The organism is Kluyvera genomosp. 1 (assembly GCF_001266615.1).
In the GTDB taxonomy this organism is placed as follows: Bacteria; Pseudomonadota; Gammaproteobacteria; order Enterobacterales; family Enterobacteriaceae; genus Kluyvera; species Kluyvera cryocrescens_A.
The window spans coordinates 46,886-72,996 of the sequence record NZ_LGHZ01000027.1 but is presented as its reverse complement, the minus strand read 5'-3'; the positions used below and the strand labels follow the sequence as shown (position 1 = coordinate 72,996).

Genomic DNA, 26,111 nt, shown 5'->3' with positions numbered 1-26,111 from the left:
AATGAACAATCATTTCAAGTGTATCGGTATTGTAGGACATCCTCGTCACCCGACTGCCCTGACAACACATGAAATGCTCTATCGCTGGCTTTGCACCAAAGGCTACGATGTTATTGTTGAACGCCAGATAGCCCATGAATTGAAACTCGATAACGTGAAAACCGGAACGCTCGCTGAAATTGGCGTAAAAGCCGATCTCGCGGTCGTAGTCGGCGGTGACGGTAACATGCTCGGCGCCGCGCGGACGCTCGCCCGCTATGACATTAGCGTTATCGGCATCAACCGTGGCAACCTCGGTTTTCTCACCGATCTCGACCCGGATAACGCCCATCAGCAACTCGCCGATGTGCTGGATGGCAACTACATTGCCGAAAAGCGTTTCCTGCTTGAAGCGCAAGTGTGCCAGCAGAATTGTCAAAAACGTATCAGTACCGCCATTAACGAAGTGGTGCTGCATCCCGGCAAAGTCGCACACATGATCGAGTTCGAAGTTTACATCGATGAGACCTTCGCTTTCTCTCAGCGTTCTGATGGACTGATTATCTCAACCCCAACAGGTTCAACGGCCTATTCACTCTCCGCGGGCGGCCCTATTCTGACGCCATCGCTGGATGCTATTACTCTGGTCCCCATGTTCCCGCACACCCTGTCGGCACGCCCGCTGGTCATTAACAGCAACAGTACCATTCGTCTGCGTTTCTCGCACCGCCGCAACGATCTTGAGATCAGCTGCGACAGCCAAATTGCGCTACCGATTCAAGAAGGTGAAGACGTGCTTATCCGTCGAAGTGATTACCATCTCAATCTTATTCACCCAAAAGACTACAGCTATTTCAATACATTAAGCACCAAACTGGGATGGTCAAAAAAATTATTCTAAATTAACACCAGCCTCTTTACTGTATAAAAAACCAGTCTATACTGTATTAAATTACAGTTATGGTTTTTCATACAGGAAAGCGGCTATGTTGGCACAACTGACCATCAGCAATTTTGCAATCGTTCGTGAGCTTGAGATCGACTTCAATAGTGGCATGACGGCTATTACCGGCGAAACCGGTGCAGGCAAATCCATTGCAATTGATGCCCTCGGCTTGTGCCTTGGCGGCCGCGCAGAAGCCGATATGGTACGCGCAGGCGCCAGCCGCGCTGACCTTTGTGCCCGCTTCGCGCTTAAAGATACGCCAGCCGCGCTGCGTTGGCTGGAAGATAACCAGCTTGAAGATGGACGTGAGTGTCTGCTACGTCGCGTCATCAGCAGCGACGGCCGCTCTCGCGGCTTTATCAACGGCACTGCCGTACCGCTCTCCCAGCTGCGCGAACTGGGTCAACTGCTTATCCAAATTCACGGCCAGCATGCTCACCAGCAGTTGGTTAAACCGGAACATCAAAAGAGTCTGCTTGATGCCTACGCCGGAGAATCTGATCTCGCCCGCCAAATGGCGGAACATTACCGTCTGTGGAATCAAAGCTGCCGCGATCTCGCCACGCATCAGCAGCAGAGCCAGGAGCGCATCGCCCGTGCAGAGCTGTTGAAATACCAGCTAAAAGAGCTGATTGAATTCAATCCGCAGCCGGGTGAGTACGAGCAAATTGATGAAGAATACAAGCGCCTTGCCAACAGCGGGCAGCTTATCGCCACCAGTCAGCATGCATTAACCATACTGGCTGACGGCGAGGATGTTAATCTGCAAAGCCAGCTATATACCGCCCGTCAGTTAGCCGGTGAACTTGCCAGCATGGACAAAAAACTTTCTGGCGTGCTGGATATGCTGGAAGAAGCGGCCATTCAACTGAGTGAAGCCAGCGACGAACTGCGCCATTACTGCGATCGCCTGGATCTTGATCCGAATCGCCTGTTCGAACTGGAGCAACGCCTGTCAAAACAGATTTCACTGGCACGTAAACACCAGATATCGCCCGAAGAGCTGCCGGCATTTTACCAGTCTCTGCTCGATGAACAGCAGCAGCTTGACGATCAAAGCGACTCTCTGGAGACGCTGAAGCTCTCCGTGACGCGCCATCATCAGCTGGCGCTGGAAACCGCACAGCAACTGCATGCGCAGCGTCAAGCGAGCGCGACGGAGCTTTCTGGGCTCATTACCGACAGCATGCATATGCTCTCGATGCCACACGGTGTATTTGATATTGATGTCCGCTTCGAAGAGCAACATCTCACGGCTGAAGGCGCGGATCGCATCGAGTTTCGCGTCACCACCAACCCGGGGCAGCCTCTACAGGCCATCGCCAAAGTCGCCTCCGGTGGTGAACTATCGCGTATTGCGCTGGCCATTCAGGTGATTACCGCACGCAAAATGGAAACTCCGGCGCTGATCTTTGATGAGGTCGACGTAGGGATTAGCGGTCCAACTGCCGCAGTCGTCGGCAAACTGCTCCGCCAACTGGGTGAATCCACGCAGGTCATGTGCGTCACTCACCTGCCGCAGGTGGCTGGCTGTGGCCACCATCACTTCTATGTTAGTAAAGAAACCGACGGTGCCATGACCGAAACCCACATGCAACCGCTGGATAAACGCGCTCGTTTGCAGGAGCTGGCACGCCTTCTTGGCGGTAGCGAAGTCACTCGCAACACCCTCGCAAATGCGAAAGAGTTGCTCGCCGCATAAACTTTTTTGATTTCCAGGAGTCAGAGTTCACAATAAAAACGCCGTAAGACCCGATCGCAAAGGTTCCCAACGCACCTCAGGTCTATTATCATCGGCATATTAAATATGAGCCGCGTACTGCTCGGGCCCGAAAAGGAATCAAATCACTATGCGCTGTAAAACGCTGACTGCTGCCGCAGCGGTTCTTCTGATGATGACTGCAGGCTGTTCCACTCTGGAGCGAGTGGTTTACCGTCCTGATATTAGTCAGGGGAACTATCTGGTACCTAACGACATTGCCAAAATCCATACTGGCATGACGCAACAACAGGTTGCCTATACTCTGGGTACACCGATGATGACCGACCCGTTCGGTACCAACACCTGGTTCTACGTTTTCCGCCAGCAGCCAGGACATGAAAAAGTCACTCAGCAAACGCTGACCCTGACCTTCAACAGCAGCGGCGTGTTGACCAACATCGACAACAAGCCGGCCCTGACGAAGTAAATCAACGATACAAAAAAAGCGCTTAATGAGCGCTTTTTTATTGGTCTGCTACAGCGTAAAGAACTATCCCTTTTTCTGCCCGGCTTTCTCAGCGCGCTGACGACGCAGCTCTTTTGGATCGGCAATCAACGGACGATAAATCTCAACGCGATCGCCATCATTCACCACATCCTGCAGCTTCACTGGCCGGCTATAAATTCCAACTTTATTGTTACTGAGATCGATATCATCACGTAGCGCCAATAACCCACTTGCCTGAATTGCCTGCTCAACCGTGGCACCTTCGTCGAGAGTGACCCGCTGCAAATACTGCTTTTGCGGCAACGCATAAGCGACCTCTACGACTATTTTACCCGGCACTGTAGACCTCTCTGGCACGCATCGTGAACGCCTGCACCATATTCAGCGCCAGCTCCTTAAAGATGCGACCAAACGCCAGCTCGATGAGTTTGTTGGTAAACTCAAAATCAAGCTGAAACTCAATCTTACAGGCATCCTGGCTTAACGGCGTAAACTTCCAGCCACCGATCAATTTCTTAAACGGCCCATCGACCAGATGCATCAGGATACTCTGGTTACTGGTTAACGTGTTACGCGTGGTAAAGGTCTTACTGATGCCAGCCTTAGAGACATCCACCGCCGCCGTCATTTGCGTCGGGCCCGACTCCAGTACGCGGCTGCCTGTACAACCAGGAATAAAATCCGGGTAGGCATCGACATCATTCACCAGTTGATACATTTGCTCTGCGCTGTAAGGGACCAGTGCAGTACGGCTAATCTGAGGCATAGCAATTTCCATGATCGAACACGACGTAAATAGTATCATTTATCTACTGTTAAAAAAAACGGACACTGTTTATATCGTGCTAAGATAAGCCATTGCGCCTCGCGGGAGCTTGAGGCTATGTTTATCAGATTAGCGATAACTTCAGGATATTATGACAAAGAAAAAAGCACACAAACCTGGATCGGCCACCATTGCGCTGAATAAACGCGCCCGCCACGAATACTTTATCGAAGAAGAGATTGAAGCGGGTCTCGCCCTCCAGGGTTGGGAAGTAAAATCCCTGCGTGCAGGTAAAGCCAACATAGGCGATAGCTACGTTATCTTAAAAGATGGCGAAGCTTTCCTTTTTGGCGCCAACTTCACGCCCATGGCCGTTGCCTCAACGCACTACGTTTGCGATCCAACACGTACGCGCAAACTGCTGCTGAACCAGCGAGAGCTGGACAACCTGTATGGCCGTATCAACCGTGAAGGCTACACCGTAGTCGCGCTTTCTTTATACTGGAAGAACGCCTGGTGTAAGGTCAAAATTGGCGTGGCAAAAGGTAAGAAACAGCACGACAAACGTACCGACCTTAAAGACCGTGAATGGCAGTTGGATAAAGCCCGTATTATGAAACATGCTGGACGATAGCCATGACAACGCTTGCCGGTGCCTGCCGACAAGCGTTGTTCAAATCACCGTTCCCTCAGCGCTTCCTTCATCTTGTTCAGCGGCTTAATCAAATAATCCAGCACCGATTTTTGCCCCGTTTTAATTTCCACGTTTGCGATCATCCCTGGCATGATAGGAAAACGCTTACCCTGTTTATTCACCAGCTCTGCCTGTTTAGTGCGTACGTATACCCGATAGTAAAACTGGTCACGACGCACCTCATCCTGCAAAGTGTCAGGTGAAACGACTTCTACGGTGCCTTTTAAATCTCCATAGATAGAGGTGTCGTAGGCCGTAATTTTGACGGTCGCCGGTAAGCCGGGACGAATATAGGCGATATCACGCGGGTTAATTCGCGATTCTATAAGCAGCTGATCTTCCAAGGGTACAATTTCCATCAACTTGCCACCGGGCTGCAGCACGCCCCCCACGGTATTCACCTGAATATCTTTAACCACCCCGCGTACCGGCGAAAAGAGCGATGCACGCTGAACCTGGTCGGCTTTCCCCGCCATAACCTGTATCTGCGCATCCAGATCGGCATCATTCTTCACCTGCTCTTCTCGCGCCCGCACGGCATACTGATTGCGTGCTTCATCCATCTTGCCACGCAACTCGGCCGCCTGGCGTTCAAGGCGGATCACCTCCACCTCACCCGCAGCCCCACGGGCAATCAGCGGCTTGGTCATCCGTATTTCCGCATCAACGAGCTGCAGGGTTTTTTGCAAATTACTGAGCGTTTCATTCAGCGTTCTGCGCCTGGATTCATACAGTTGTTTCTCGCGGGCGACCAGCGCGGGCTCCTGGAGCGATTCGGCGCTAAACTTCAACGGCAGCCCGCTTAGCTCCGCACTTAAACGCTCACTAGATGCCCTAAGCGATCGGGCTCGTACAGATGCTTCACCAAAGTTCGATTGAAAACGTGTCTGGTCAAGACGTGCCAACATCTGTCCGCGATTCACAATATCGCCCTCTTTAACCAAAAGTTGACTGACGATACCGCCGTCCAGGCTCTCAATCACCTGCGCATGGGTAGAAGGCGTCACCTTGCCCGTCCCCACGGTTACTTCATCGAGAATCGCCCAGCGGGCCCACAGCACAAAAACGGCAAGACCAAGAAAACTTAACCAAATCACCGATGACGAAAGACGACTCTGGCGGTTCAACTCATCCTGCATTTTCGCTTCAATCATTGCACACCTCCAGGGACGAGTGAGGCTACGTTGCTATTCTTCCTCGCCTGGTTCAGTAGCGTGTCGCGTGGGCCGTCGGCCACCACCTTGCCGTTTTCCAGCACCACAATGCGGTCAACAAGCTTAAGCAAGGCCGGTCGATGGGTCACCAGCACCAACGTGCGCCCGGTTAGCCACTGCTGAAGCTGACGAATCACCCACTCCTCCAGCTGTTCATCCATCGAGGCGGTAGGTTCATCCAGCAGCACAATCTGCGGGTTACGCACAATCAGACGGCTCAGCAACACCATTTGACGCTGCCCGCCCGATAAACCTCGCCCGCCTTCGTTGATCATGCGATCGAGGCTCGCGGCGTCCTGCTGCACTAGCGTAATCGCCCCGCTAATCCGCAGTGCCTGAATCAACTCCGCTTCGGTAGCATGAGGATGGCCAAGCATCAGGTTTTGTCGTAGCGTACCGAAAAAGAGCCTTGAGTCCTGGGAGAGATACCCGACCTGCCGTCGGACATCAGTTGGGTCGATGTGCGCCATATCGACGCCATCAATGATAGTTTTACCTTTGGTAGCCTGCACCTGCCCTGAAAAAAGCCGCAGCAGCGTCGACTTCCCTGCTCCGGTTTTCCCAAGAATCGCAACTCGCTCACCGGGCATAATCTCTAGTCCATCAATGCTCAGCGCCTGCTCACCCTTTTCCACGTCATAGCTGTATTGCATCTGCTGCATTTGATAGTGCCCCGCCAATACCGGACAGTGCGCCATTTTCTTGTCCGACTCTTTATCCAGCGGTTTTTTCAGCAGTTCATTCAGTCCTGTCATCGCCGATTTCGCATGCTGCCAGCGCGAAAATACCATCGTCAACTGCATTAGCGGCGCAATGGTACGCGACGACAGCATGCTGCAGGCCACCAGCGTACCGGTAGTAATGCTGCCATCAATAACTAAAAAGCAGCCAAACACCAGCATCCCCGCGTAGGTAATTTGCTGGACGGTTGATGCCCAGCCGCTCAGCCGCGCGCCCCAGATACGCTGCTTCATGCCGATACTGGCCCCAACGGCGTGCGTTGTTTCCCACTGGCGCTGAAAGTAAGGCTCGGCCTGCAGAGCCTTAATATCTTCAACCCCTTCAATCGACTCCACCAACACGGCGTTGCGAATCGCACTTTCGCGCATCCCCTCTTTCGCGAGCTTGGCCATCGGCCACTGCACCAACAGACCGGGGATCACAATCAACGGGATCGCGATCAGCGGGATCACCACCAGCGGCCCGCCAACCATCGCAATGATCACAAGAAACAGCAGCACGAAAGGCATATCCATTGCCGCCCCTACCGTCGTTGATGTCAGCAGTTCACGCACCTGATCCAGCTCGCGGAGCTGAGAAATAAACGAACCGGTAGATTTCGGCCTCGCGTCATTCTTAATCGACATCGCCCTGGCAAAAAACATAGACGATAAGTTCAGGTCAATGTGCTTGCCCATGATGTCTGAAATGTAGGTACGTGCCAGACGGATAAAAAACTCTAGCGCTGCGGCGAGCAGTACGCCAAAGAATAGCACCCACAGCGTCGGAAACGACTGGGCCGGGATGACTCGGTCATACACCTGCATCGAAAATAGAATTCCCCCCAGTGCCATCACGTTACCGACGATAGAAGCTAGCGCGATTTCGGAGAGCTTGCGCCCGGTATGACGGAAGTGACGCCAAAACCAGTGCGCTTCCCATGGGCGGGTAAAATCATCGATGCGCGAGTCTCTCCCACGCACCGCGATGCCCAACATGACAACATCGGACTTTATCCTTTCAAGCAGAGTCTCTAGCGCCTCTTCTCGCACCAAATCCCCGCCATTGCTGAGCCAGTAGGTCGCTAGCCCTTCGGCGTTAAGTGACTCCAGCAGCATTATTTCACCGCTTTCCATCTGGACGATGGCAGGCAGGTTCTGCGCGCTCCAGCGCATTTTCGCCACCGGAACACGGTGTACCTGTAGCCCCATCAAGCCACTGAGCCTTTGCAAGCGCACCTCAATCGGTAAATTTTCAAACCAGCGCATCTGCTGGCGCACGGCTGGTGCATCCGCAGGCAGACCAAAACGGCCCGCTGCACGCACCATCACGTTAATCCAGCTTTCGGTATCCGGCTCTTGCATAACCACTCCTGCATCCGTGTTGTCTAAAGTGCGGGTAAGTCATCACCAACGGTTCGGCTACGCTCGATGCCTAACATATCAAGTAGGTTATCGGCAGCCCCCGCGTAGCGCACAGCAGCATCCCACGCGTCATAGCGTGCGGTTATGGTGGCGCTATCGGCCTGAAAGACATCCTGTTCAATACTCAGCAGATCGTTCAGGCTTCGCTTGCTGAGGCGGTATTCATCACGATATACACGCCGGGCCAACCCGGCAGTGGCCGACTGAGCTTCTCCAGCCTGCTGACGAATCTGAGCACCGGTCAGGTCCGCCCAGGCGGTTGCTGCCCGCTGATTCATATCCAGCTTGCTCGCTTCAACCTGGGCCTGAGCACTCGCTCGGTCCCCTTCTGCCGCATCCACGCGGGCGCTCACTGCCCCCCCCTGGTAAAGCGGCGCATCAACAACCAATTGCACCTGATCGTCCCAGTAATTACTCTGATCGTTTTCGTAACGTGTTCGTCCAGCCTGTACTGAGATGGTCGGCCAGTGCTGCGCCTGTGCTTGGCGAATGCGTTGTTCTGCCGCCAGCCGTTTTGACTGGGCGCTGCGCACTGCGTTACTGCGTTCGTACGGGAGGGAGTTAATGGAGAATTTTTGCTTCATCAGATCTTCTGGAAGATCCGGCAGATTGTCAGAAACGACGCCCGTCAGCACGCTTAACGCCGCCTGCGAGGTACGCTTTTGGGCCTCAAACTGGGCAACGGTGGCGTTCATGCCTGCGATACGTGATTCCGCCTGCAACACGTCGGACTGAGAACTCAGGCCTGCCTGGGCCCGCAGTTTCGCCATTTCCTGAATCGCCTCCAGTGAATGAATATTATTCCGCGCCACCTGCGCCAGCGCCTGGTAGCGCTTGACCTGGAGGTAGGTTTGCAGCGTTTGCGTACCGACATCGTTGAGGGCGCTATATAGATCAAAACGCCATGCATCGGAGAGATTGTACTGCTCATCAATGCTGCCGCCTGTTTTGCCAAAATCGTATAGCAGCTGTTTTAGCGAAACACCGCCAGAACCGTTGTTATTTAACGACCCAGCGGAGTCAGTACGATGCGAACGGCCCATATTGCCCTGCAGAGAAATCTGCGGAAACCACGCGCTTTTTGCCTCATCAAGATTCGCCCGCCCCACGCGGATCTGCGCGGAGGCCTGGGCGATTTTCGGGTTGCGGGCAAAAGCCCGCAATATAGCCTCCTTAATGGTCAACTGAGCCTGAAGCTGTTCGCTTGGGGCCGATTGCCACCGATATTGTCCTTCATTACCTGGAGCCGCCAACAGATTAGCCACTGGTAACATCATTAACAGTAGAGATACGGCACATTTCATTTTTCCACCTTAGGATTGCCCGTGGTGATATTGTTGATTACCCGCCTCATCCCTGAGGTGTTAATTCCCGCTAGACCATGTTGACATGCAGTCCATGCTGAATGAGAACATCGCTAAGCGTATTAGTTTGCGAACTGTTGTGATAAACGTCGAACTGCATACCGTTCACCTCACGCTGTCCGGTAATAGCCCAGGTGTCATTCGCGCCTTGTTTCAGGTTGATCTGGTCGCCGTCGCTGCCTTTGATTAGCAGGTCATCTTCCGGTTTATCGGTGAGCGTCAGCGCTTCATTAACGTCCAGCGTAACGCTGTTGTTCCCCGCTTTACCGAGATCGATAATTTCAATGTTATGCACTTTTCCGGCAAGCTCGATGAGGTTCAGGATGATATTGGAGCCATCCAACACTAAGGTATCCGTTCCCGCGCCGCCGTCGATTTCGGTAAAGCCCAGCGATGAGAGATGGATAGTGTCGTTACCCGTACTACCGTGTACTGTAGTGCCGGTTTGGGTGGTGCCATCAGCTAAGTCGATACTTAGACCGCCGATGGTGTAGGTCGTCTCAGAGGTTGCTGAGCTTTCGCTCACGACGCTTTCAGTAGTCACACCAGTGGCGGAATGCGACGTCGTACTAGTGTTATCCGTGGTTTGGGCTGATGAATCTAAACTGTCCGAGACACTTGCGGCCATCAAAGAGAAGGTCGCCGCTTCTGCAGACAACGTCGTTGTCCCATCAGGCGGGTTCGTATTTGGATTGCTTCCGTTTAAGCCAACGTTGAGATAGCCCGTGTTACCTACGGCATCGGTTGCAGAGAGACTAATAATTGTGCTTAGCGTTAGAATTTTTGCCAGTTCCAACCCAACATCAAGCTGCGCAGTCCATTTACCATCAGAACCCACAGTGGTCGTCCCTTTTGCCAGGTTAACCAGATTGAGATTAACAGTAGCACCCTGTAGCAGACCCGTTGAAGAACCAGTAAGCGTTAATTTTACCGTCCCGACTAACCCCGCTAAAACGCCAGCCAGCAAACCAAGAAGACTTCCTACCGGGTTAAGAGTTAATGTTGGCGGTGTAAATCGGACCCCTGCATCAATCGAGGTTGCGGTGGTGTTTCCAACCTGGTCGGTGACGGTAACACCAATATGTGCGGTTCCGGTAGACAAGCCCTTCAGGATTGTCGAACTGACCGCTGCCGACCACGTACCGTCTGCCGCAACGGTGGCGTTGATCTGCGCACCGCCTATCGTCACCACCACTTTCGCCCCGCTCACAACTCCCGTTATCTTACCGGTAATATTCTGCCCAGAGGCAGCCTCGTTAATATTGAGTATTCCATCACTACCAAACAGCGTGTTCAGCGTCACCATCGGTAAGTTGTGGGTAATAACATCCAACACGCTGGAGCTAGTAGCAGTGTTACCTGCGGTGTTTTTCACAGACACGCTCACCGTCGAGTTACCATCCGCCAGCAGGCTGAGATCGGCTTTTGGTACCGTCACCGCCCAACTACCATCCGTCGCTACCGTGGCGGTGTAACTCTTCGTACCGAGCGTCACGGTCAGCACAGAACCGATCGCGTTCGCACTGGTCCCGGTGATGGTCTGGTCAGAGCTAAGATCCGCCAGACTCAGTCCGCCATCGCCAAACAGCGAGGTAATCGACACCGTCGGCGCCGCATGGATAGAGACGCTAGCCAGTTTAGTTGCCGTCGCCACGTTGCCCGCAACGTCTGTCGCTGTCACGCTAACCTGAAGGTTATTGGTACCGTCGATTAACCCTTGCAGAGAAACAGCAGAAATCGGGATCAGCCAGGCGCCGCCTGAACCGACTGTCGCGGTCAGCGACAGGCCGCCCACCGTCACGTTGATCTGCGTACCTACCGCCAGGTTGGTGCTGGTCCCTGAGAGGATCGGGTTCGTCAACAGATCGACCAGATCCAGCACGCCGTTACCAAACAACGTCCCCAGAGAAATAGACGGCACCGCCTGAACGATGGTGCCCACTACCTGACTGCCGCTCACGGTGTTACCGACCGCATCCGTCACGCTGGCCGTCACTTTCAACGAACCATCGGCAATAGAAGCCAGTGCACCTGCGGTGAGTTGCAGCGACCAGGTACCATTGCTTACCGGCACCTGATACGGCGTTGAACCAATTGTAACCGTCACAGTGCCCGTTGTGGTTCCCGTTACCGTACCGGAGATGACTTGCGCCACTGTAGTTTCCGCATGGTTCAGCCATCCATCATTACCAAACAGCGAGGTAATGGCGACCGACGGCAGGTTGGTCAGGCCAACGGTGACGTTCGCCCCCACAGCCGTACCGACGTTGCCATCCGGCGTCGTCACTTTGACCTGCGGCGCAAAGATACCGTCCAACAGACCGGTCAGGTTTGCCGGGGTCAGGTTGATGGTGAAGGTGCCGTTTGCCGCCACCGTACCGGTAAAGGTTTTCGCCCCGATGACGACCTCAACGGTCGACCCCACCGGGGCATTACTGACCACCCCGGTGATGGTCTGATTGAGCAGAGAGTCCGCCACATTGAGCAGGCCATCGCCAAAGGCTACGACGTTACTAATAACCGGTGCGACCAGGTCGAGTTTGAACTGGCCAACTTGCGACACCGGGTTACCGTACTGGTCGCTGGCAGTGACCGTTACCGAGACATTGCCGGTTCCCAAAGCCTGCAATGCCGAGACAATGGTGCTTAAATCAACCGACCAGCGTCCGGTGCCATCGGCGTTAGTGGTGAAAGTCTGGCCGCTGCCCAGTTGAACGGTAATGACACCGTTAGCAAGCCCGGTGGAGGTCCCACTCAGCAGCGCATTCGTCAGTTCCGTAATACTCAGCGTACCGTCACCGAACAGTGGGTCGAGGGTAATGGTCGGCAGGTTGTGTGTCGCAATCGTCAGGGTTGACGATGAGTTCACAACGTTGCCGTATTTATCCGTGACCGCAACGTTTACAGTCGCCAGGCCATCAGGCAAGGAGCTCAGGATAGCTGTTGGCAACGTTGCCACCCATTTTCCAGTTCCATCACCTAATGCCGTCAGCGTGGCATTGACCGCACGACCACCAAAGGTGACCACGACGCTGGTAACGTTCGCCAGCGTACTGACCGTACCGGAAATCACCTGGTCGGTCGTACTTTCGGCTAGGTTAATGACGTTATCCACCGCCACCAGCACGTTGCTGACCACCGGCAGGTTTGTCAGCGCCAGGTTGAAGTCAATGGTCTGGTAGGTGGTATTGCCGTTGGCATCGACCACATCCACACGCGCCGTCAGCGTCTGGTTCACCAGCCCCTGCCAGATAGAGGGCGGTAACTGGAAGGTGTAGGAACCGTCAGTCCCCACCGCCAGATTGTTAATAGTGAAGTTGGCCCCGGCAATCGTCAGCGACACTTTAGCACCGCGATAATCGCCGTTGATATGGCCGGTCAGGGTCTGCGTGATCAGTGATTCAGCGACGTTCAGGATGCCGTCGTTAAAGACCTGGTCAATGAGTACGCCCAGCGTTTTGTTGAGCGCAACGTTCAGTGAAACGGTATTGGAAGAGACGTTACCCGCGCTGTCCGACGAGGTGATGCTGATAACCTGCGGCCCATCGGTCAACTTGTTAAGGTCGATCTGCGGGAAGGTATAGCTCCAGTGACCATTATTGTCGCTGTGCGCAGTCCAGGTCAGCACGCCAACGGTAATGGTCACGTCGGTATTTGGATCGCCCTGCCCCTGAACTACAAGACCAGAGACGGCATTGACCGAGTTGAGTACGGCTGGAATGCTGAGCGTATCAACCTGCAACAACGGCGCAGTGGTATCTATTGTGAAGGTCTGCTGCTGCTGAACCTGGTTACCTGCCGCATCGCTAACCGTCGCCGTGATGGTCGCGCTGTTACCGCTCAGTGCCGCCATATCAGCCTGAGAGACCTGTACGGACCAAGCCCCGCTTGCCACGACAGCGTAGTAGGTATTCCCGTTCAGGGTGACAACGACCTGGCTGCCGTTCGCATCGGACGTGCCGGTAATCACCTGTGCAGAGGCTTTCTCATTAATATTGACCACGTTATCGCCGGTAAACTGGTTAACGGTGAGCGTGGGGGGAATGGTATCGACCGTAAAGGTCTGCGAGGCCACAGGCGTAAGTGGCTCACTCACGCTACTGGCGCTGATGGTATAGGTGCCGTCCGGTATCAGCCCTTGCGGCAGGCTGTAAGACCAGGAACCATCCGGCTGGACGGTGACTCTGATTATCTCGGTCGCATTACCACCGCTGGGCTGCAGGTAAAGCGTAATCTGTTCACCCACCAGGTTCAGTGAGTGCCCGGTAATCGACACCGTACCGTTCACAAACTCATTCGCGGCAACAAGGTTATTGCCGGTAACCGGATCCATCAGCACCGCGTAGTCCGGCGGCGTCAGATCGATAGTCAGATCCGGAACCCCGGTCGCGCTGCCGGTATTACCGGCTTTGTCGATCCCCACAACCGTGACGGTACCGGTCTGCAACGTCGCCATATCCGCAGGTGAAAGCTGCACAGACCAGCTGCCATCTGCCTGCACCACCGCATCGAAGCTGTGGGAAGTACCGCCACCTGTACTTCCTGTAAAGGTGACACGGACGGTATCACCCGCCTGCAGATTGGTAGAGGTACCGGAGATGGTCTGCGCGGTTTCGCTTTCCAGATAGGTCAGCTCGCCATCACCGGCAAACGGATTCGTCACACTGACCGTCGGCTGGGTGACAAGGATAACCACCGGTGCGCTGGTGGTGCCGCTGTTCCCACCGGCATCCACCACGGTAACGATGACATTCGTCTGACCGCGTTCAGCAACAGTAAGCCACTGAGCAGCGTCAAGGGTCAGCGTCCAGCTATTACCAGACACCAGGGCATCAAATGTCTGGCTACCAATGGTGACCTTCACCGTCGTCCCGAGCAAATAAGCCGATCCCGTGGTGAATGTACCACTCAGCTCGGTGCTGACAGCACCGCTATATTCATTACTGTTCACATAGCCATCGCCAAAGATAGACGAGGTAATTTGCGCGGTAGGAGCCGTAAAGTCGACGGTAAATCCAACAGATTCGGATTTGCTGTTACCGTACTGATCTTCAGCGGTGATGATGATCTCGTGCGAAGCGGCCGGATCGAGCGACTGCAATGCCCCGGCAGGCAAGTTCACCGTCCAGACACCGTTGTTTACACTCGCCGTATATGTCACTCCACCAATATCAATCTGCACGGTCACATACTGGTTACTGCCGTTAGTGATACCGGTGCTCCCGGTTAACGTCAATGGCCCTGTCGCCTCAGCAATATTCAGGATGCTATCGCCACCAAAGAGGTTAGTGGCGGTTGGCGCAGGCAGATCAATATGCACGCCTACCTGATCGGTAACCGGTCCACCGACGTTGTTCGCCCGATCGGTGACCGTTACCGTGACGCTCTGGTTGACGCCATCAACAATGCCCACCATATCCGCTTGCGGGATGGTAATTGACCATTCGCCATTAGTACCGACAGCCTGGTTATAGGTATGCCCGTTAAAGACCAGTTGAACCGTCTGGCCGGCTCCGGTCACTCCCGTATTGCCGGTAATAACCTGATCGGAATTCATTTCCGCGTAATTGATGGAACCATCGCCAAACGGTGTGTTGAACGTCGCCGCTGGCAAATTATGGACGAGCACATCAAAGCTCGCCTGGCTCGTCACAACGTTACCGGCTTTGTCCGTAACGGTGACGCTCACCGTTGTGGTGCCATCAGGCAGTGCGCCCAGCACCGTTGATGTCAGATCCAACGACCAGGTTCCATTGCTATTAATTGTCGCCGTGACAGGTGTGCCGTTATTCAAGCTTACCGTTACGCTGGCAACATTGGCCACATCCGTATTGATCTGACCTGAGATCGTCTGCGTACCGCCGGCTTCAACCGCGTTAAGCAACCCATCGGTAAACGGTGTAGTGAGCTGTGGTGCAGTCAGCGGATCGGTCAACACTGTAAAGGTGTTCGCTGGCGTAGAGGTTGTGCTGTTACCCGCCTGGTCAGTGACCGTCACGGTCAGAGTGTGCGAACCGTCGTCCAGTGCATTGAGCTGAGCCGGTGTTAAAGCCACCGACCAGTTGCCGTTAACGTCCACCACCCCGGTTATACTCTGCGTGCCGTCAATGGTGACTTTCACCGTCTGGCCCGCACCTGCCTGCCCCGTCGAGCCTGCCAGTTGCGTACCCGCGTTCGCTTCCGCCTTGCTAATGTAATTATCACCAAAAATTGTCGCCGGCAGCGTTGCCGTCGGCGGCGTTAACATCACAACCAGTGTGGTGGTCGCGGTGGCCGGGTTATTCCAGGCATCCACGGCCGACACGGTGGCGGTCAACTGACCGCTGGTGTTGAGTTCACCAGCGCCAACGGCCACAGTCCAGACTCCGCCGCTCACGCTGCCAGAGAAGGTCTGCGTACCGATGGTGACATTGACAATCGTGCCATCCGCCAGCCCGGTTGCTGTACCGGTCAGCGTGGCTGGCGCTCCGGCTTCGGCAATACTGACAATGTTATCGGTGTACATCGCACCCAGGGTAATCGTCGGTGCCGTCGTGGTATTTGCACTCACAGGAATCGTCACAGGCGTTGTGTTGCCCTGTGCATCGGTGGAGTAGAACACCAGATTGGTCGTACTTTGCCCCAGGCTTTGCAACGCGCCCGACGGGATTGTCATGCTCCAGTTACCCTGATCATTCACTGAGGTAACCAGAGTGGTGCCATTGATATCCAGTTTCACCGTCTGTCCCGGCGTACCGGTTCCGCTGACGGTCTGATCAACGCTCGCCTCCGCGATATTAATCACCCCGTCAGACAAGATAGAACCTTGCGTCGTCACCGTCAGAGCCGGACCGGTGGTATCGACAACCACATTGTGCGTCGCCGATGCCGGGTTATGCGCTGCATCCTGCGCACTGGCAGTGACCTGGTAATACGGGCTTCCAACCGAAGAGTCCGACATATCCTGCACGTCGGCCTGCGGAACGGTGATCTTCCAGTTACCGCTGCTATCCACCGTACCGGTATAGGTTTTGGCATTCAAGGTCACAGTGACGACAGTACCAGCCGCCAGATGCGTCGACGTCCCGGTGATATCCAGAGACTGGTTATGCTCCTGGGCGTTAATCACATCATCCAGTGCGATACTGTTGATGATCAGCGTCGGCTGCGAGGCCGTATGCGTCACAAAGGTCACGCTATGGCTGGCCGATGCGGTATTGCCCGCCAAATCTGTCACCAACACAGAAATGACCTGCGAACCATCCGGCACCGCTACCACATCATCTCGCGGGATACTAAGCGACCAGACGCCGCCCGATACCTGAGTTGTGTACGTTTGCCCATTCAGGGTGACGGTGACCGTTCTGCCGTCTTCCACACGCGTGGTGGTGCCGCTGATGATCAGTGCACTTTGCGCTTCCAGATTGCTGACAAAATCATCACCGGAGACTTTGTTAACCTGTACCACAGGCGCGTTGACCGCTGAGGCATCCAGGGTAAAACTCGAAGAGGTCGTTGTGGTGTTGCCCGCATAGTCGGTAATGGTTGCTTTGACCGTGACCGGGCCATCAGGCACATTCGACAGCGCCCCGGCAGGCAGCGTGACGCTCCATGTCCCGTTAGATTGCAGGATAGCGTCGTAGTTCTGCCCATTAATCAGCACCTTGACCGTCTGCGCATGCAGCGGATCGTACGAGCCCGTACCGGTAATGTTCAGTGCACCGCCCGCTTCCACTGTATTGACGATGTTGTCGCTGGTAACGCTGTTGATTCCCAGCGTCGGCGCCTGCGTATCCACCAGCAGCGCCGCAGTGGTGCTACTTTGGTTGCCCGCCGCGTCAGTCGCGGTAACGGTAATGGTATGGTTGTCCTGGTTGAGCGCCCCCAGTTGCGTGGGCGTCAGTGGCAATGTCCAGTTGCCGTTCGCATCCACCGTTGCCGTCAGCGGTGTACCGGAATCCAGTGTGACGGTGACCGTCTGGCCACTACCTTTACTGCCCGTGGTGCCGCTCAGAGTGCCACCAGCAGCAGCTTCTGCCGCATTCACGATGCCATCGGTGAACGGTACGCTGATTGTCGGTTGTGGCAGTTGATGCGTGATGATGGTGAACTGGTGTTCACTGGAAACAGGAAGATTATCGACATCATATGTGGTAACCGTCACCGTCGCAGTGCCATCGGCAATGGCCGCCGCATCCGCCTTCGGAATGGTTAACTGCCAGTTACCGCTGGAATCCACCTGTGTGGTGTACTGTTTGCCGTTGAGCGTAACGGTAACCGTTGTCCCATCGGCAACGCGCGCAGTGCTCCCACCGATAGTTAAACCGTCGTTGATATCCGCAGCACTGATTTTATCGTCAGATTCAACGGGGCTAACCGCAATGGCGCTGGAGTTGGTATTCACCGTGAAGCTCACGGTCTGCACAGACGAGCTGTTACCGACCGGATCAGTCACCACCACTGACATCAAATAGGTGCCGTTGCCCATACCGGAGAGCACGCTGGAGCTTACCGGGACAGACCAGGTACCGTCTGCGCCCACCGTACCCGTAACGGTCGCACCATTAATGTTGATGGTGACGACGCTGCCCGGATCCGCCGGAACGGTTTTCCCGGTCAGGTTAATGCCGCTGTTGAGCTCGGCAATATCAATTTGGTTATCGCGGGTGACCGGGTCGATCACCACATTCGGTGCCGTCGTATCCAGAGTTATGGTGCGGGTTATCGTCGTGGTATTGCCTGCGTTATCTGTCGCAGTCACCGTATAGGAGGTTGCGCCATTAGGCAGCGCACCCAAATCGGTCCCGGACAATGTCACCTGCCAGACGCCACCGCTCAGGATGGCATTATGTGGCACACCGTTAAGGGTAACCACTACGCTTGCCGTATCCCCCGACGCGTTGATCGTTACCGTCTGCCCGCTTTGTACGTTAGCGGCATTCAGCACGTCGGTGCCATTCACCGGTGTGACCGTCACGGTTGGCGGCGTTTTGTCCACGCTAAATGCAATGGTTTCTGAGGCGGTATTGCCCGCAGCATCTTTCACATCAACCGTGATCGTACCCGGTGCAGAAGGCAGGCTTTCCATCGCCCCGGCCGGTAGGGTGACTGACCAGGAACCGTCGTTCTGAACCACGCCGATATACTGCTGACCGTTAAGCGTTACCACAACGCTTTGACCCGCACCCGTTACGTTGGTATGCCCGGTCAGCACCTGATTCTGGGTGGATTCCGCCAGGTTAACCGTACCGTCAACAAACGGCTGATCCACCTGCAATTGCGGCAGGTTATGGATGATAACGGTAAAGTTATGGTTGTCACTCACGGTGCCAGCCGATGTCGTGGCCTGCGCGGTGATCGTATTCAGGCCATCGTCCAGCAGAGCAAGGTCTGCGGCCGGAATCGTCGTTTGCCAACTGCCATTCGCCGTGACCGCTGCCGTGTAGACTTTACCGTTTAGCGTAACAACAATGATGGTGCCTTCCGGCAGACCCGCACTGTTGCCTTTAACCTCCAGGGGACTCCCCGACTCCGCCAGATTCAGATAGTCATCACCGGAAAGGATGCTGATAGCGACCGCATCGGTCGTGGTATCCACGCCAAAGCTGGATACCACGGTCTGAGTCTGTCCGTATGCGTCGGTGACGCTAACGGAATAACTTTGCGTGCCATCGGCAAGTTTTTGCAGTTCAACCGCAGGTAAAACAATCTGCCAGTTACCCAGAGCGTCCACCACCCCGGTGTAGCTCTTCCCACCCAGGTTTAATGTCACCACGCTGCCTATTTCGGCATTGGTCAAACCGTGCAAGGTTTGATCAACTTTCACCTCGGCGGCGTTCAGGGCGTTGCCATCGGTGAAATCCTGCACGCTGAGGGTCAGCGCGGTCGTTTTCACATCAACGTTATGCGTGATGGTGGTGGTGTTACCCGCTGCATCGGAGAGACTAACTGTGATGGTATGGGCACCATTGCCAAGTAGTTCCAGATCCGCCGAGGGCAGCGTGACCTGCCAGTTACCGTCGTCCCCCACCACTGTGGTATAGGTTTTTCCGTTCAGGGTTACGGTAACGAGCTGGCCGCGCTCACTGGTCGCACTGATGCCGTTAAGCACCTGATCCTGACCCATCTCGGTAAAATTGAGTTTGTCATCGCCCGTTAACGGCAGCACCGTCAACGCCGGAGGCACGGTATCTACCTGAGCGATATCAGTAATCGTTCCCGCATTCCCTGATGCATCGGTCGCGTTGACGGAGATCGCCAGTTGACCATCCGGGAAGGTTTGCAAATCGGCTACAGGAACGGTGATTTTCCAGTTACCGTCGCCATCTACCGTTGCCTGGTAGGTTTTACCACCGACCATGACCGTGACATGCTGGCCGCCGCCGGACACACCGGTGTTCCCGGAGAGGGTTTGCGCCGTAGCTTTTTCAGTGCTGTTCAGGTAGCCATCACCAAAAGGTTCATTGATTGTCGGCTGCGGCAGGTGGTGAATCAGAACATTTAAGGTGTGCTGATCTTGAGCCGTCTCAGTCCCTTGTGTCACGATGGCCGTGATAACATTTGGGCCGTCACTCAGTTGCAACAGGTCGGCTGACGGGATAATGACGCTCCAGTGACCCGCAGCATCAATGTTGGTGACCGTATAATTTTTGCCATTAACGGTGACGACAATAGCAACACCCGCGCCAGTGACCGTGGTGATACCACGCACTTCCAGCGACTGCTCTGCTTCAGCAGCACTCAAGTAATCATCCGTAGAAATAATGGCGATGGCGATCCCCGGTTGACCGGTGCTCACCGTCACGGTGTCATTTCTGACAATGGTATTACCGTTAATGTCGTTGACAGTGGCGGTAATAGTATTCGCCCCCTGTCCCAGCATCGCTAAATCGCCAGAAGGGATAATAACCTTCCAACTGCCATCGCCACTGACTTGCGCATAATAGGTTTTCGTCCCCAAAGTCAGGGTAACAATCTCTCCGACAGCAACATTAACCGTATGGCCAGAAAGGGTCTGGCTGAGCAACACTTCCGCCGAATTAATAACGTTATCGCCAGCGAACTGATCGAAAGAGAGGTCGGGGTTAGAGAAGTTGGTGGTGATCGTGCTCTGTTGTTGAGTCACGTTACCCGCCAGATCCACCACGCGGTAGGTCAGGGTGTAGCTTTGATCATCCTGCAAAAGCGCCATATCGGCCTGCGGGATCGTTAGTTGCCACTGACCATTGGCATCGACCGTGGTGTTGTACGTTTTGCCGTTTAAGGTCACGCTAACCTGGCTGCCCTCATCCGCAATACTTGAGTAACCGCGGACCAGCTTATCGCCTTCGGTGAGTTCCAGGTCGACGACATTATTTGGTGCAAAGGCGGTTAGCGTCAGCGCCGGAGGAATGGTATCAACCCAGAACTGGGTGGTTTCAGTGGTCGTGCCTCCAGACAGCGTTGTCAGCGTTACCGTTACGTCATGGTTGCCCTGCGCAAAGGTGGCCATCAAGGATGGCGGTAAAAAGACTACCCAGCTTCCGTCACTGCCCACCACCGTGGTCCAGGTATAGCCACCACTGGTGACCGTGATTTGACCACCTGCGTTCGCCGCATCTGTCGTCCCGGATATGGTTTGCGGTGTAAGAATATCGGTTGAGTTGAGTGTGTTGTTGTTACCAATAACCGCAAGGTGCAACACAGGTGCGCCAGGAGTACCGCCGCCGTTGTTGCCCCCCCCCGTATTCCCTCCTCCCGTATTCCCTCCTCCCGTATACCCACCACTGTGATTACTGTCGCCACCTCCGGCAGCCGCCGCGATGCCAACAATACCCGCTACCGCAGCAATTCCACCTAATACCGCCATTGCGGAAATACCACTCGCACCAATTAATGAATTCGCGGCGACCTCGGTAAAGGTTGGATAAATAGCTTCAGCGCCAATGGCTCCCGCAGTTTCAACAGTTGCCGGGAAGACGGCATGGTGGGTGCCAAGGGTATCTTCAAAGATTAATTCGCTGTGCAAACCTTCCGCATCGAGCTTAAAGAAGTTCTGGTAACGAACAGTGGTTCCATCTTTCATATGGACAATCAGATCGTTTCCCTGGCGCTCATATCCGCTCACCACATCCGGAGATGCATTCACCCGGACGACGCTGGTCTCAGTAAGATTCACTACTCGGTCGCTATTTTTCGTATATTCCATAACGACATCGCCGGTTTTCCTATTTAATACATCAACTGCACCTGGAAGACTATTTTGCGGGGCCATTTTGTCACCTCGAAAAAAATGATCTGATATCAGCGCCAGAAATTATTATGTAAACGACCTGACGCACATTATTAAACTTGCGAAATTAAAATTTCATGCTAGATGAAGCCATCAAATAGCAACAGGTTGTTTTAATGGGGAAAATAATTATTTTTCATCAACATAAATGATTTCACGATATAGAAACATATAATCAATGTTTTCTGGATAGGCAAATGTAAACATCACAATTCATTGATATTTTTTTGGATACATAATATATCTCAGACTTCTGATGGATAAGTTAAGCATGGCTAAACCTTTAGTGTGAAAATCATTAAGTAAAATTCGAATGATTACCTTATTAAAGATATTTAATTACAGGTATACGCTATATTGTTTTTATTATTAATATGCAATATCGATACGTTTCGCTGTATGTGTCGACACTTATCTCTCCCGAGGAATCCGTCCCGCCGCCGGATTGATTGCATATTGTACGGCAAAAATTTCTCCCAACACTTCCTGCAATAGGGACTGGTATGCCGTATGGCAAATCTGTTATACTTAACGCAACACTATTGGGGCTGATTCTGGATTCGACGGGATTTGCGAAACCCAAGGTGCATGCCGAGGGGCGGTTGGCCTCGTAAAAAGCCGCAAAAAATAGTCGCAAACGACGAAAACTACGCTTTAGCAGCTTAATAACCTGCTAAGAGCCCTCTCTCCCTAGCTTCCGCTCTTAAGACGGGGATCAAAGAGAGGTCAAACCCAAAAGAGATCGCGTGGATGCCCTGCCTGGGGTTGAAGCGTTAAAACTAATCAGGCTAGTTTGGTAGTGGCGTGTCTGTCCGCAGGTGCCAGGCGAATGTAAAGACTGACTAAGCATGTAGTGCCGAGGATGTAGGAATTTCGGACGCGGGTTCAACTCCCGCCAGCTCCACCACTTTTTAGTTGTTTGAAGTACAATGAAGTCTACTAAGCCCGCACAGCACAAGCTCTGCGGGCTTTTTTACGTCTATTGTCGTCCAGTGAGAATTGCTGAGAACTATCACTTATGGCACCCTGAATGGGACCCACTAAGAAGGGTCCAAAAACCGAGGGTCCCAAAATGGCAAAAATCGCTAAGAAGCTCACTGACACTGAAATCAAAAGCACCAAGCCAGCCGACAAAGAAATCAACTTGTTTGACGGAGATGGTTTGATACTACGAATCGCTCCCCTCTCGAAAGGAGGAAAGAAGAATTGGTATTTCAGGTATGCAGTGCCAGTCAGTAAAAAAAGAACCAAAATGAGCCTTGGGACATATCCTCACCTTACTCTGGCAAGAGCCAGAGCCTTACGAGATGAATACCTTTCCTTGCTTGCTAATGGCATTGATCCCCAAGTTCATAACAAGAATGCTACTGAACACACTCTCCAAGCCGTGGCAAGGAAATGGTTGGATGAGAAGGTAAAGACCTCAGGTATCTCACAAGACCATGCAGCAGACATCTGGCGCAGCTTAGAGAGAAATGTCTTTCCTGGCCTGGGTAATGTCCCTATCAATGAGATCCGACCTAAGCTCTTAAAACAACACCTTGATCCTATTGAGCAACGAGGCGTATTGGAAACTCTACGCCGCATCATTTCACGTCTGAATGAAATCTTCCGGTGGGCAGCCACTGAAGAACTTATTGAGTTCAATCCGGCTGACAACCTTGGTCAAAGATTCAGTAAACCAAAAAAGCAAAATATGCCTGCCCTTCCCCCAAGCGAATTGCCAAGGTTTATGGAATCTTTGACGAATGCGTCAATCCGGCTGGAAACACGTATGCTAATTGAATGGCAATTGTTGACATGGGTTCGTCCGGGTGAAGCCGTTCGCGCAAGGTGGTCTGATATTGATACAACCAACAACATTTGGAACATTCCTGCTGATTTTATGAAAATGAAAAAGCCTCACAAAGTTCCTTTGAGTAAAGAAGCTTTGCACATCCTTGAATTAATGAATTCAATAAGTGGACATAGAGAATGGGTTTTCCCTAGCATTAAAGCGCCTCTTAACCATATGCATGAACAAACAGCCAACGCAGCTATCATCCGAATGGGGTTTGGAGGCGAGCTTGTAGCTCACGGTATGCGTTCTATTGCAAGAACAGCGGCAGAGGAGTCTGGTAAGTTCAGAGCTGAAGTTCTTGAGGCAGCCCTTGCCCACTCAAAAAAAGATGAAATTATCGCAGCATACAATCGTGCAGAATATTTGATAGAGCGACAGAGTTTGATGCAATGGTGGAGTGATTACGTTCAAGCTCAAAGATTAAATGCTCTGGTAGCCTAGGCATCAGAATAGTTAATATAATCCTGAAGGTGCAGAAAATGGAAGCCTTATTCAAAGTTTTTGAAAAATTCAGTTCCAGACCGCTTTTTTTTATTTTTTTCGGACTCTCACTTTGCGAATTTTTTCAGGAACAATCGGTTCTAATGAATCCATCAGCAGATAACATTGCGAAATTATTTGCAGCCATGACATTAGTTGTTTTTTTAACTTGGGGATTTGAATGGCTAATTTTTAAGTTCAATGTAAACCTTGAACCTCATGATCAAGGCGATATTGGACCAACAATTGGAACGGCTACTTTAGCTGTATACTTAGTTTATGCCTTTCATTTTCTCAGTGAAAATCCTGAAGCATTAAATTTAAAGTTATTAACTAACTCTGGTTTTATATACAGCACAACTCTATTATTATTCTCATTAGAAAGTATGAAGCTTAGAAGACTTAAACAAAAGTAAACAACATCATTGCGAGATAAATACAAAAGAGGTATGGCGGTAAATCACCATACCTAAAACATAATAATTTTGGTAGTATCGGTGATACATAATCCACACCAATATTGGAGCGATACTGAGACGCTATAGCCTGATATCTTTCTCCATAACCAATTCTAAGTTGAGATTTAAGATACGTTTTTTTTCTTTCCCTTTTTCTTTTGGGATTTGTCGTGATGTGAATAATATATCTTTGGTTTCAGATTAAATCCTTCAACAACTTCCTTCCAAGTTTGAACCGCCAATAAAAATTGAATAGAATTGATGTCAATTAATTTTTTAGCTTTTGTAGTAGTTGAGATCCATAAAACCACATCAGTAATTGTCTCTTCAAATTTTACTACTCCTCTTACTATAGTTTGAATTGTAGTTTTTGACTGTTCAATATTATAAATTAGATCATGCGGTTTATCTGATATCTTTACAGCAATAATCTCTCCATTTTTATAAAGATCTGCAACTTCAACATTGTAGTCCTTGCCATTATCACGTAAGGATGGTATTTTTTTTAGCTGGCGATCTAGAAGTATATAACCTTTCTCATCAGACATCTTTTCATTAAAATAATACTCTCTATATTCTAATTTGTCTTTAGAAGTTCCTTCTGCGATTTGTTTTATTTTTTCAGCTTGCCATACTTTGAAGTCGTCTTCCTTAAGAGCATCTTTAACCTCAAATTTTATACTGGCTAAAGAAGTAGACAAATACTTCATAAAAGCAGAGTTAAATCGACTCCATCCTCCCCTCTTAAGGAAGAAGTGCTCACTGCCCTCGCTATAAGTAATGCTCAATATTTCTTTTAACGAGGCTGTATGACCACTGTTATTTTCATTAGTTATCTTAACAAAAACTTTATTGACATCTTTTATGTCGTTAGTTTTTATGAATTTCTTTACATCTGCTATTTTTATGTCATTAATTTTATCTGATGATTGAAGATACTTTCCTCTCCCCTCAACTTTTGTGTGCAATTTAAAAAATGTCAAAGAATTATTAATTACAATAGAGGCACCAAAAGATTGAATCTCATCAATAATAACTTTTGCATCATCTGTAATGATCGATTGAAGTAGATAATTATCAAGCTCATCGATCTTTGACTCGTCAGTGATTTTTTCCGATTTAGGAAATTCGATTTTCTCTTTGGTTGCCAACGAAGAATCAATATCATTGAAAACATCGACTAATGCAGTAGGGGCACCATCCAAACTTAGCTGAATTGAATCAGAAAAAGTTATATTATTACATCCCCACTTGTCAGTTTCTTTGGCTTTTGTTTTGAGATGCTCGATGGATTCGCCAGGAAAATATGATCCTTGAACAAACTGTGAGTATGAGGATGCCTCCTGACTCTTTCCCCCACAAAAGAATCTGCTTTTCTTGAGTAAAATATTTTCATCATTAGCTATACGCATTGCCACATTCAGCCCAAAGTCTGCTTCAATAAACTTGCTGAGATAAAAATGTGATTTACCAAGACTGATAAGATAGCAATTCTCAGGGTCCTTTTCTTTAAATCCTATTAGCAGGCCAAAATAGAATATATTATGAGGCTTTTCAATTTCTTCATTGAAGAAATCACTAAAAACATCCCACCACCATACTTCATTTCCTTTTAACTTATCAGAAAAATAAAATTTGAGTTGATAAGATTGATGTAGAATAGTTTTTTGTTCGACAAGCCCTTCTTTAATGATTTTTTTGTCAATTCTGGAAGACTCTTATATGGCATTCTATATATGTTATAGCTGACTGACATTTAATCGCCT

Annotated in this window: 12 protein-coding genes, 1 other RNA gene and 1 pseudogene; 7 read left to right on the top strand and 7 right to left on the bottom strand. The window is 51.7% G+C overall.

The window, feature by feature from the left end; genetic code table 11:
* Position 1 precedes the first annotated feature (1 nt).
* From nadK to bamE, 3 genes are all read left to right on the top strand, one after another.
* The gene (gene nadK / locus KP80_RS15400; RefSeq protein WP_052284549.1) at positions 2 to 880 is read left to right on the top strand and encodes an NAD(+) kinase; all 879 of its coding nucleotides are present in this window, start codon (positions 2 to 4) and stop codon (positions 878 to 880) included.
* Positions 881 to 965: 85 nt separating this feature from the next.
* Positions 966 to 2,627, top strand: coding sequence for a DNA repair protein RecN (recN, locus tag KP80_RS15395; RefSeq protein WP_052284524.1), 1,662 nt, complete (start codon positions 966 to 968; stop codon positions 2,625 to 2,627).
* A 148-nt stretch (positions 2,628 to 2,775) separates the two neighbouring features.
* Entirely contained in the window at positions 2,776 to 3,114 is a 339-nt protein-coding gene (gene bamE, locus KP80_RS15390; protein ID WP_052284523.1) for an outer membrane protein assembly factor BamE, read from the top strand.
* 63 nt (positions 3,115 to 3,177) lie between these two features.
* Here bamE and KP80_RS15385 read toward each other — a convergent pair whose 3' ends face one another.
* The gene (locus tag KP80_RS15385; RefSeq protein ID WP_052284522.1) at positions 3,178 to 3,474 is read right to left on the bottom strand and encodes an RnfH family protein; all 297 of its coding nucleotides are present in this window, start codon (positions 3,472 to 3,474) and stop codon (positions 3,178 to 3,180) included.
* A complete protein-coding gene (locus KP80_RS15380; protein ID WP_052284521.1) occupies positions 3,464 to 3,901 on the bottom strand; it encodes a type II toxin-antitoxin system RatA family toxin in 438 nt (145 codons plus the stop codon). The genes KP80_RS15385 and KP80_RS15380 overlap by 11 nt, the downstream gene beginning before the upstream one ends.
* 151 nt (positions 3,902 to 4,052) lie before the next feature.
* On the opposite strand from KP80_RS15380, the gene smpB reads away from it, so the two are divergent.
* The gene (smpB, locus tag KP80_RS15375) at positions 4,053 to 4,535 is read left to right on the top strand and encodes an SsrA-binding protein SmpB (RefSeq protein WP_052284520.1); all 483 of its coding nucleotides are present in this window, start codon (positions 4,053 to 4,055) and stop codon (positions 4,533 to 4,535) included.
* 44 nt (positions 4,536 to 4,579) lie between these two features.
* Here smpB and KP80_RS15370 read toward each other — a convergent pair whose 3' ends face one another.
* From KP80_RS15370 to KP80_RS15355, 4 genes are all read right to left on the bottom strand, one after another.
* The gene (locus KP80_RS15370) at positions 4,580 to 5,749 is read right to left on the bottom strand and encodes an HlyD family efflux transporter periplasmic adaptor subunit (protein ID WP_052284519.1); all 1,170 of its coding nucleotides are present in this window, start codon (positions 5,747 to 5,749) and stop codon (positions 4,580 to 4,582) included.
* Positions 5,746 to 7,893: a type I secretion system permease/ATPase gene (locus KP80_RS15365; RefSeq protein ID WP_052284518.1), complete on the bottom strand. Its 2,148-nt coding sequence runs from the start codon at positions 7,891 to 7,893 to the stop codon at positions 5,746 to 5,748. The genes KP80_RS15370 and KP80_RS15365 overlap by 4 nt, the downstream gene beginning before the upstream one ends.
* Before the next feature lie 23 nt (positions 7,894 to 7,916).
* Positions 7,917 to 9,230 (bottom strand): TolC family outer membrane protein, encoded by a 1,314-nt coding sequence (locus KP80_RS15360; RefSeq protein WP_052284548.1) that lies wholly within the window; start codon positions 9,228 to 9,230, stop codon positions 7,917 to 7,919.
* Between the two features lie 97 nt (positions 9,231 to 9,327).
* Positions 9,328 to 21,549, bottom strand: a complete 12,222-nt coding sequence (locus KP80_RS15355) for an Ig-like domain-containing protein (RefSeq protein ID WP_072129137.1) — start codon at positions 21,547 to 21,549, stop codon at positions 9,328 to 9,330.
* A gap of 562 nt (positions 21,550 to 22,111) precedes the next feature.
* Here KP80_RS15355 and ssrA point away from each other — a divergent pair.
* From ssrA to KP80_RS15345, 3 genes are all read left to right on the top strand, one after another.
* Positions 22,112 to 22,474, top strand: a transfer-messenger RNA (tmRNA) gene (ssrA, locus tag KP80_RS22570).
* A gap of 165 nt (positions 22,475 to 22,639) precedes the next feature.
* Positions 22,640 to 23,848 (top strand): integrase arm-type DNA-binding domain-containing protein, encoded by a 1,209-nt coding sequence (locus KP80_RS15350; protein ID WP_052284546.1) that lies wholly within the window; start codon positions 22,640 to 22,642, stop codon positions 23,846 to 23,848.
* Between the two features lie 38 nt (positions 23,849 to 23,886).
* Positions 23,887 to 24,303, top strand: coding sequence for a hypothetical protein (locus KP80_RS15345; RefSeq protein ID WP_000387701.1), 417 nt, complete (start codon positions 23,887 to 23,889; stop codon positions 24,301 to 24,303).
* On the opposite strand, the pseudogene KP80_RS15340 reads toward KP80_RS15345, so the two are convergent.
* Positions 24,290 to 26,101, bottom strand: a pseudogene (locus KP80_RS15340) (DUF6119 family protein). The gene KP80_RS15345 and the pseudogene KP80_RS15340 overlap by 14 nt on opposite strands.
* Between the last annotated feature and the right edge of the window lie 10 nt (positions 26,102 to 26,111).

Bases quoted from the DNA above. Each gene is read 5' to 3' on its own strand.
- nadK (WP_052284549.1), top strand. From the start codon at position 2: ATGAACAATCATTTCAAGTGTATCGGTATTGTAGGACATCCTCGTCAC.
- recN (WP_052284524.1), top strand. From the start codon at position 966: ATGTTGGCACAACTGACCATCAGCAATTTTGCAATCGTTCGTGAGCTT.
- bamE (WP_052284523.1), top strand. From the start codon at position 2,776: ATGCGCTGTAAAACGCTGACTGCTGCCGCAGCGGTTCTTCTGATGATG.
- KP80_RS15380 (WP_052284521.1), bottom strand. From the start codon at position 3,901: ATGCCTCAGATTAGCCGTACTGCACTGGTCCCTTACAGCGCAGAGCAA.
- smpB (WP_052284520.1), top strand. From the start codon at position 4,053: ATGACAAAGAAAAAAGCACACAAACCTGGATCGGCCACCATTGCGCTG.
- KP80_RS15370 (WP_052284519.1), bottom strand. From the start codon at position 5,749: ATGATTGAAGCGAAAATGCAGGATGAGTTGAACCGCCAGAGTCGTCTT.
- KP80_RS15365 (WP_052284518.1), bottom strand. From the start codon at position 7,893: ATGCAAGAGCCGGATACCGAAAGCTGGATTAACGTGATGGTGCGTGCA.
- KP80_RS15360 (WP_052284548.1), bottom strand. From the start codon at position 9,230: ATGATGTTACCAGTGGCTAATCTGTTGGCGGCTCCAGGTAATGAAGGA.
- KP80_RS15355 (WP_072129137.1), bottom strand. From the start codon at position 21,549: ATGGCCCCGCAAAATAGTCTTCCAGGTGCAGTTGATGTATTAAATAGG.
- KP80_RS15350 (WP_052284546.1), top strand. From the start codon at position 22,640: ATGGCAAAAATCGCTAAGAAGCTCACTGACACTGAAATCAAAAGCACC.
- KP80_RS15345 (WP_000387701.1), top strand. From the start codon at position 23,887: ATGGAAGCCTTATTCAAAGTTTTTGAAAAATTCAGTTCCAGACCGCTT.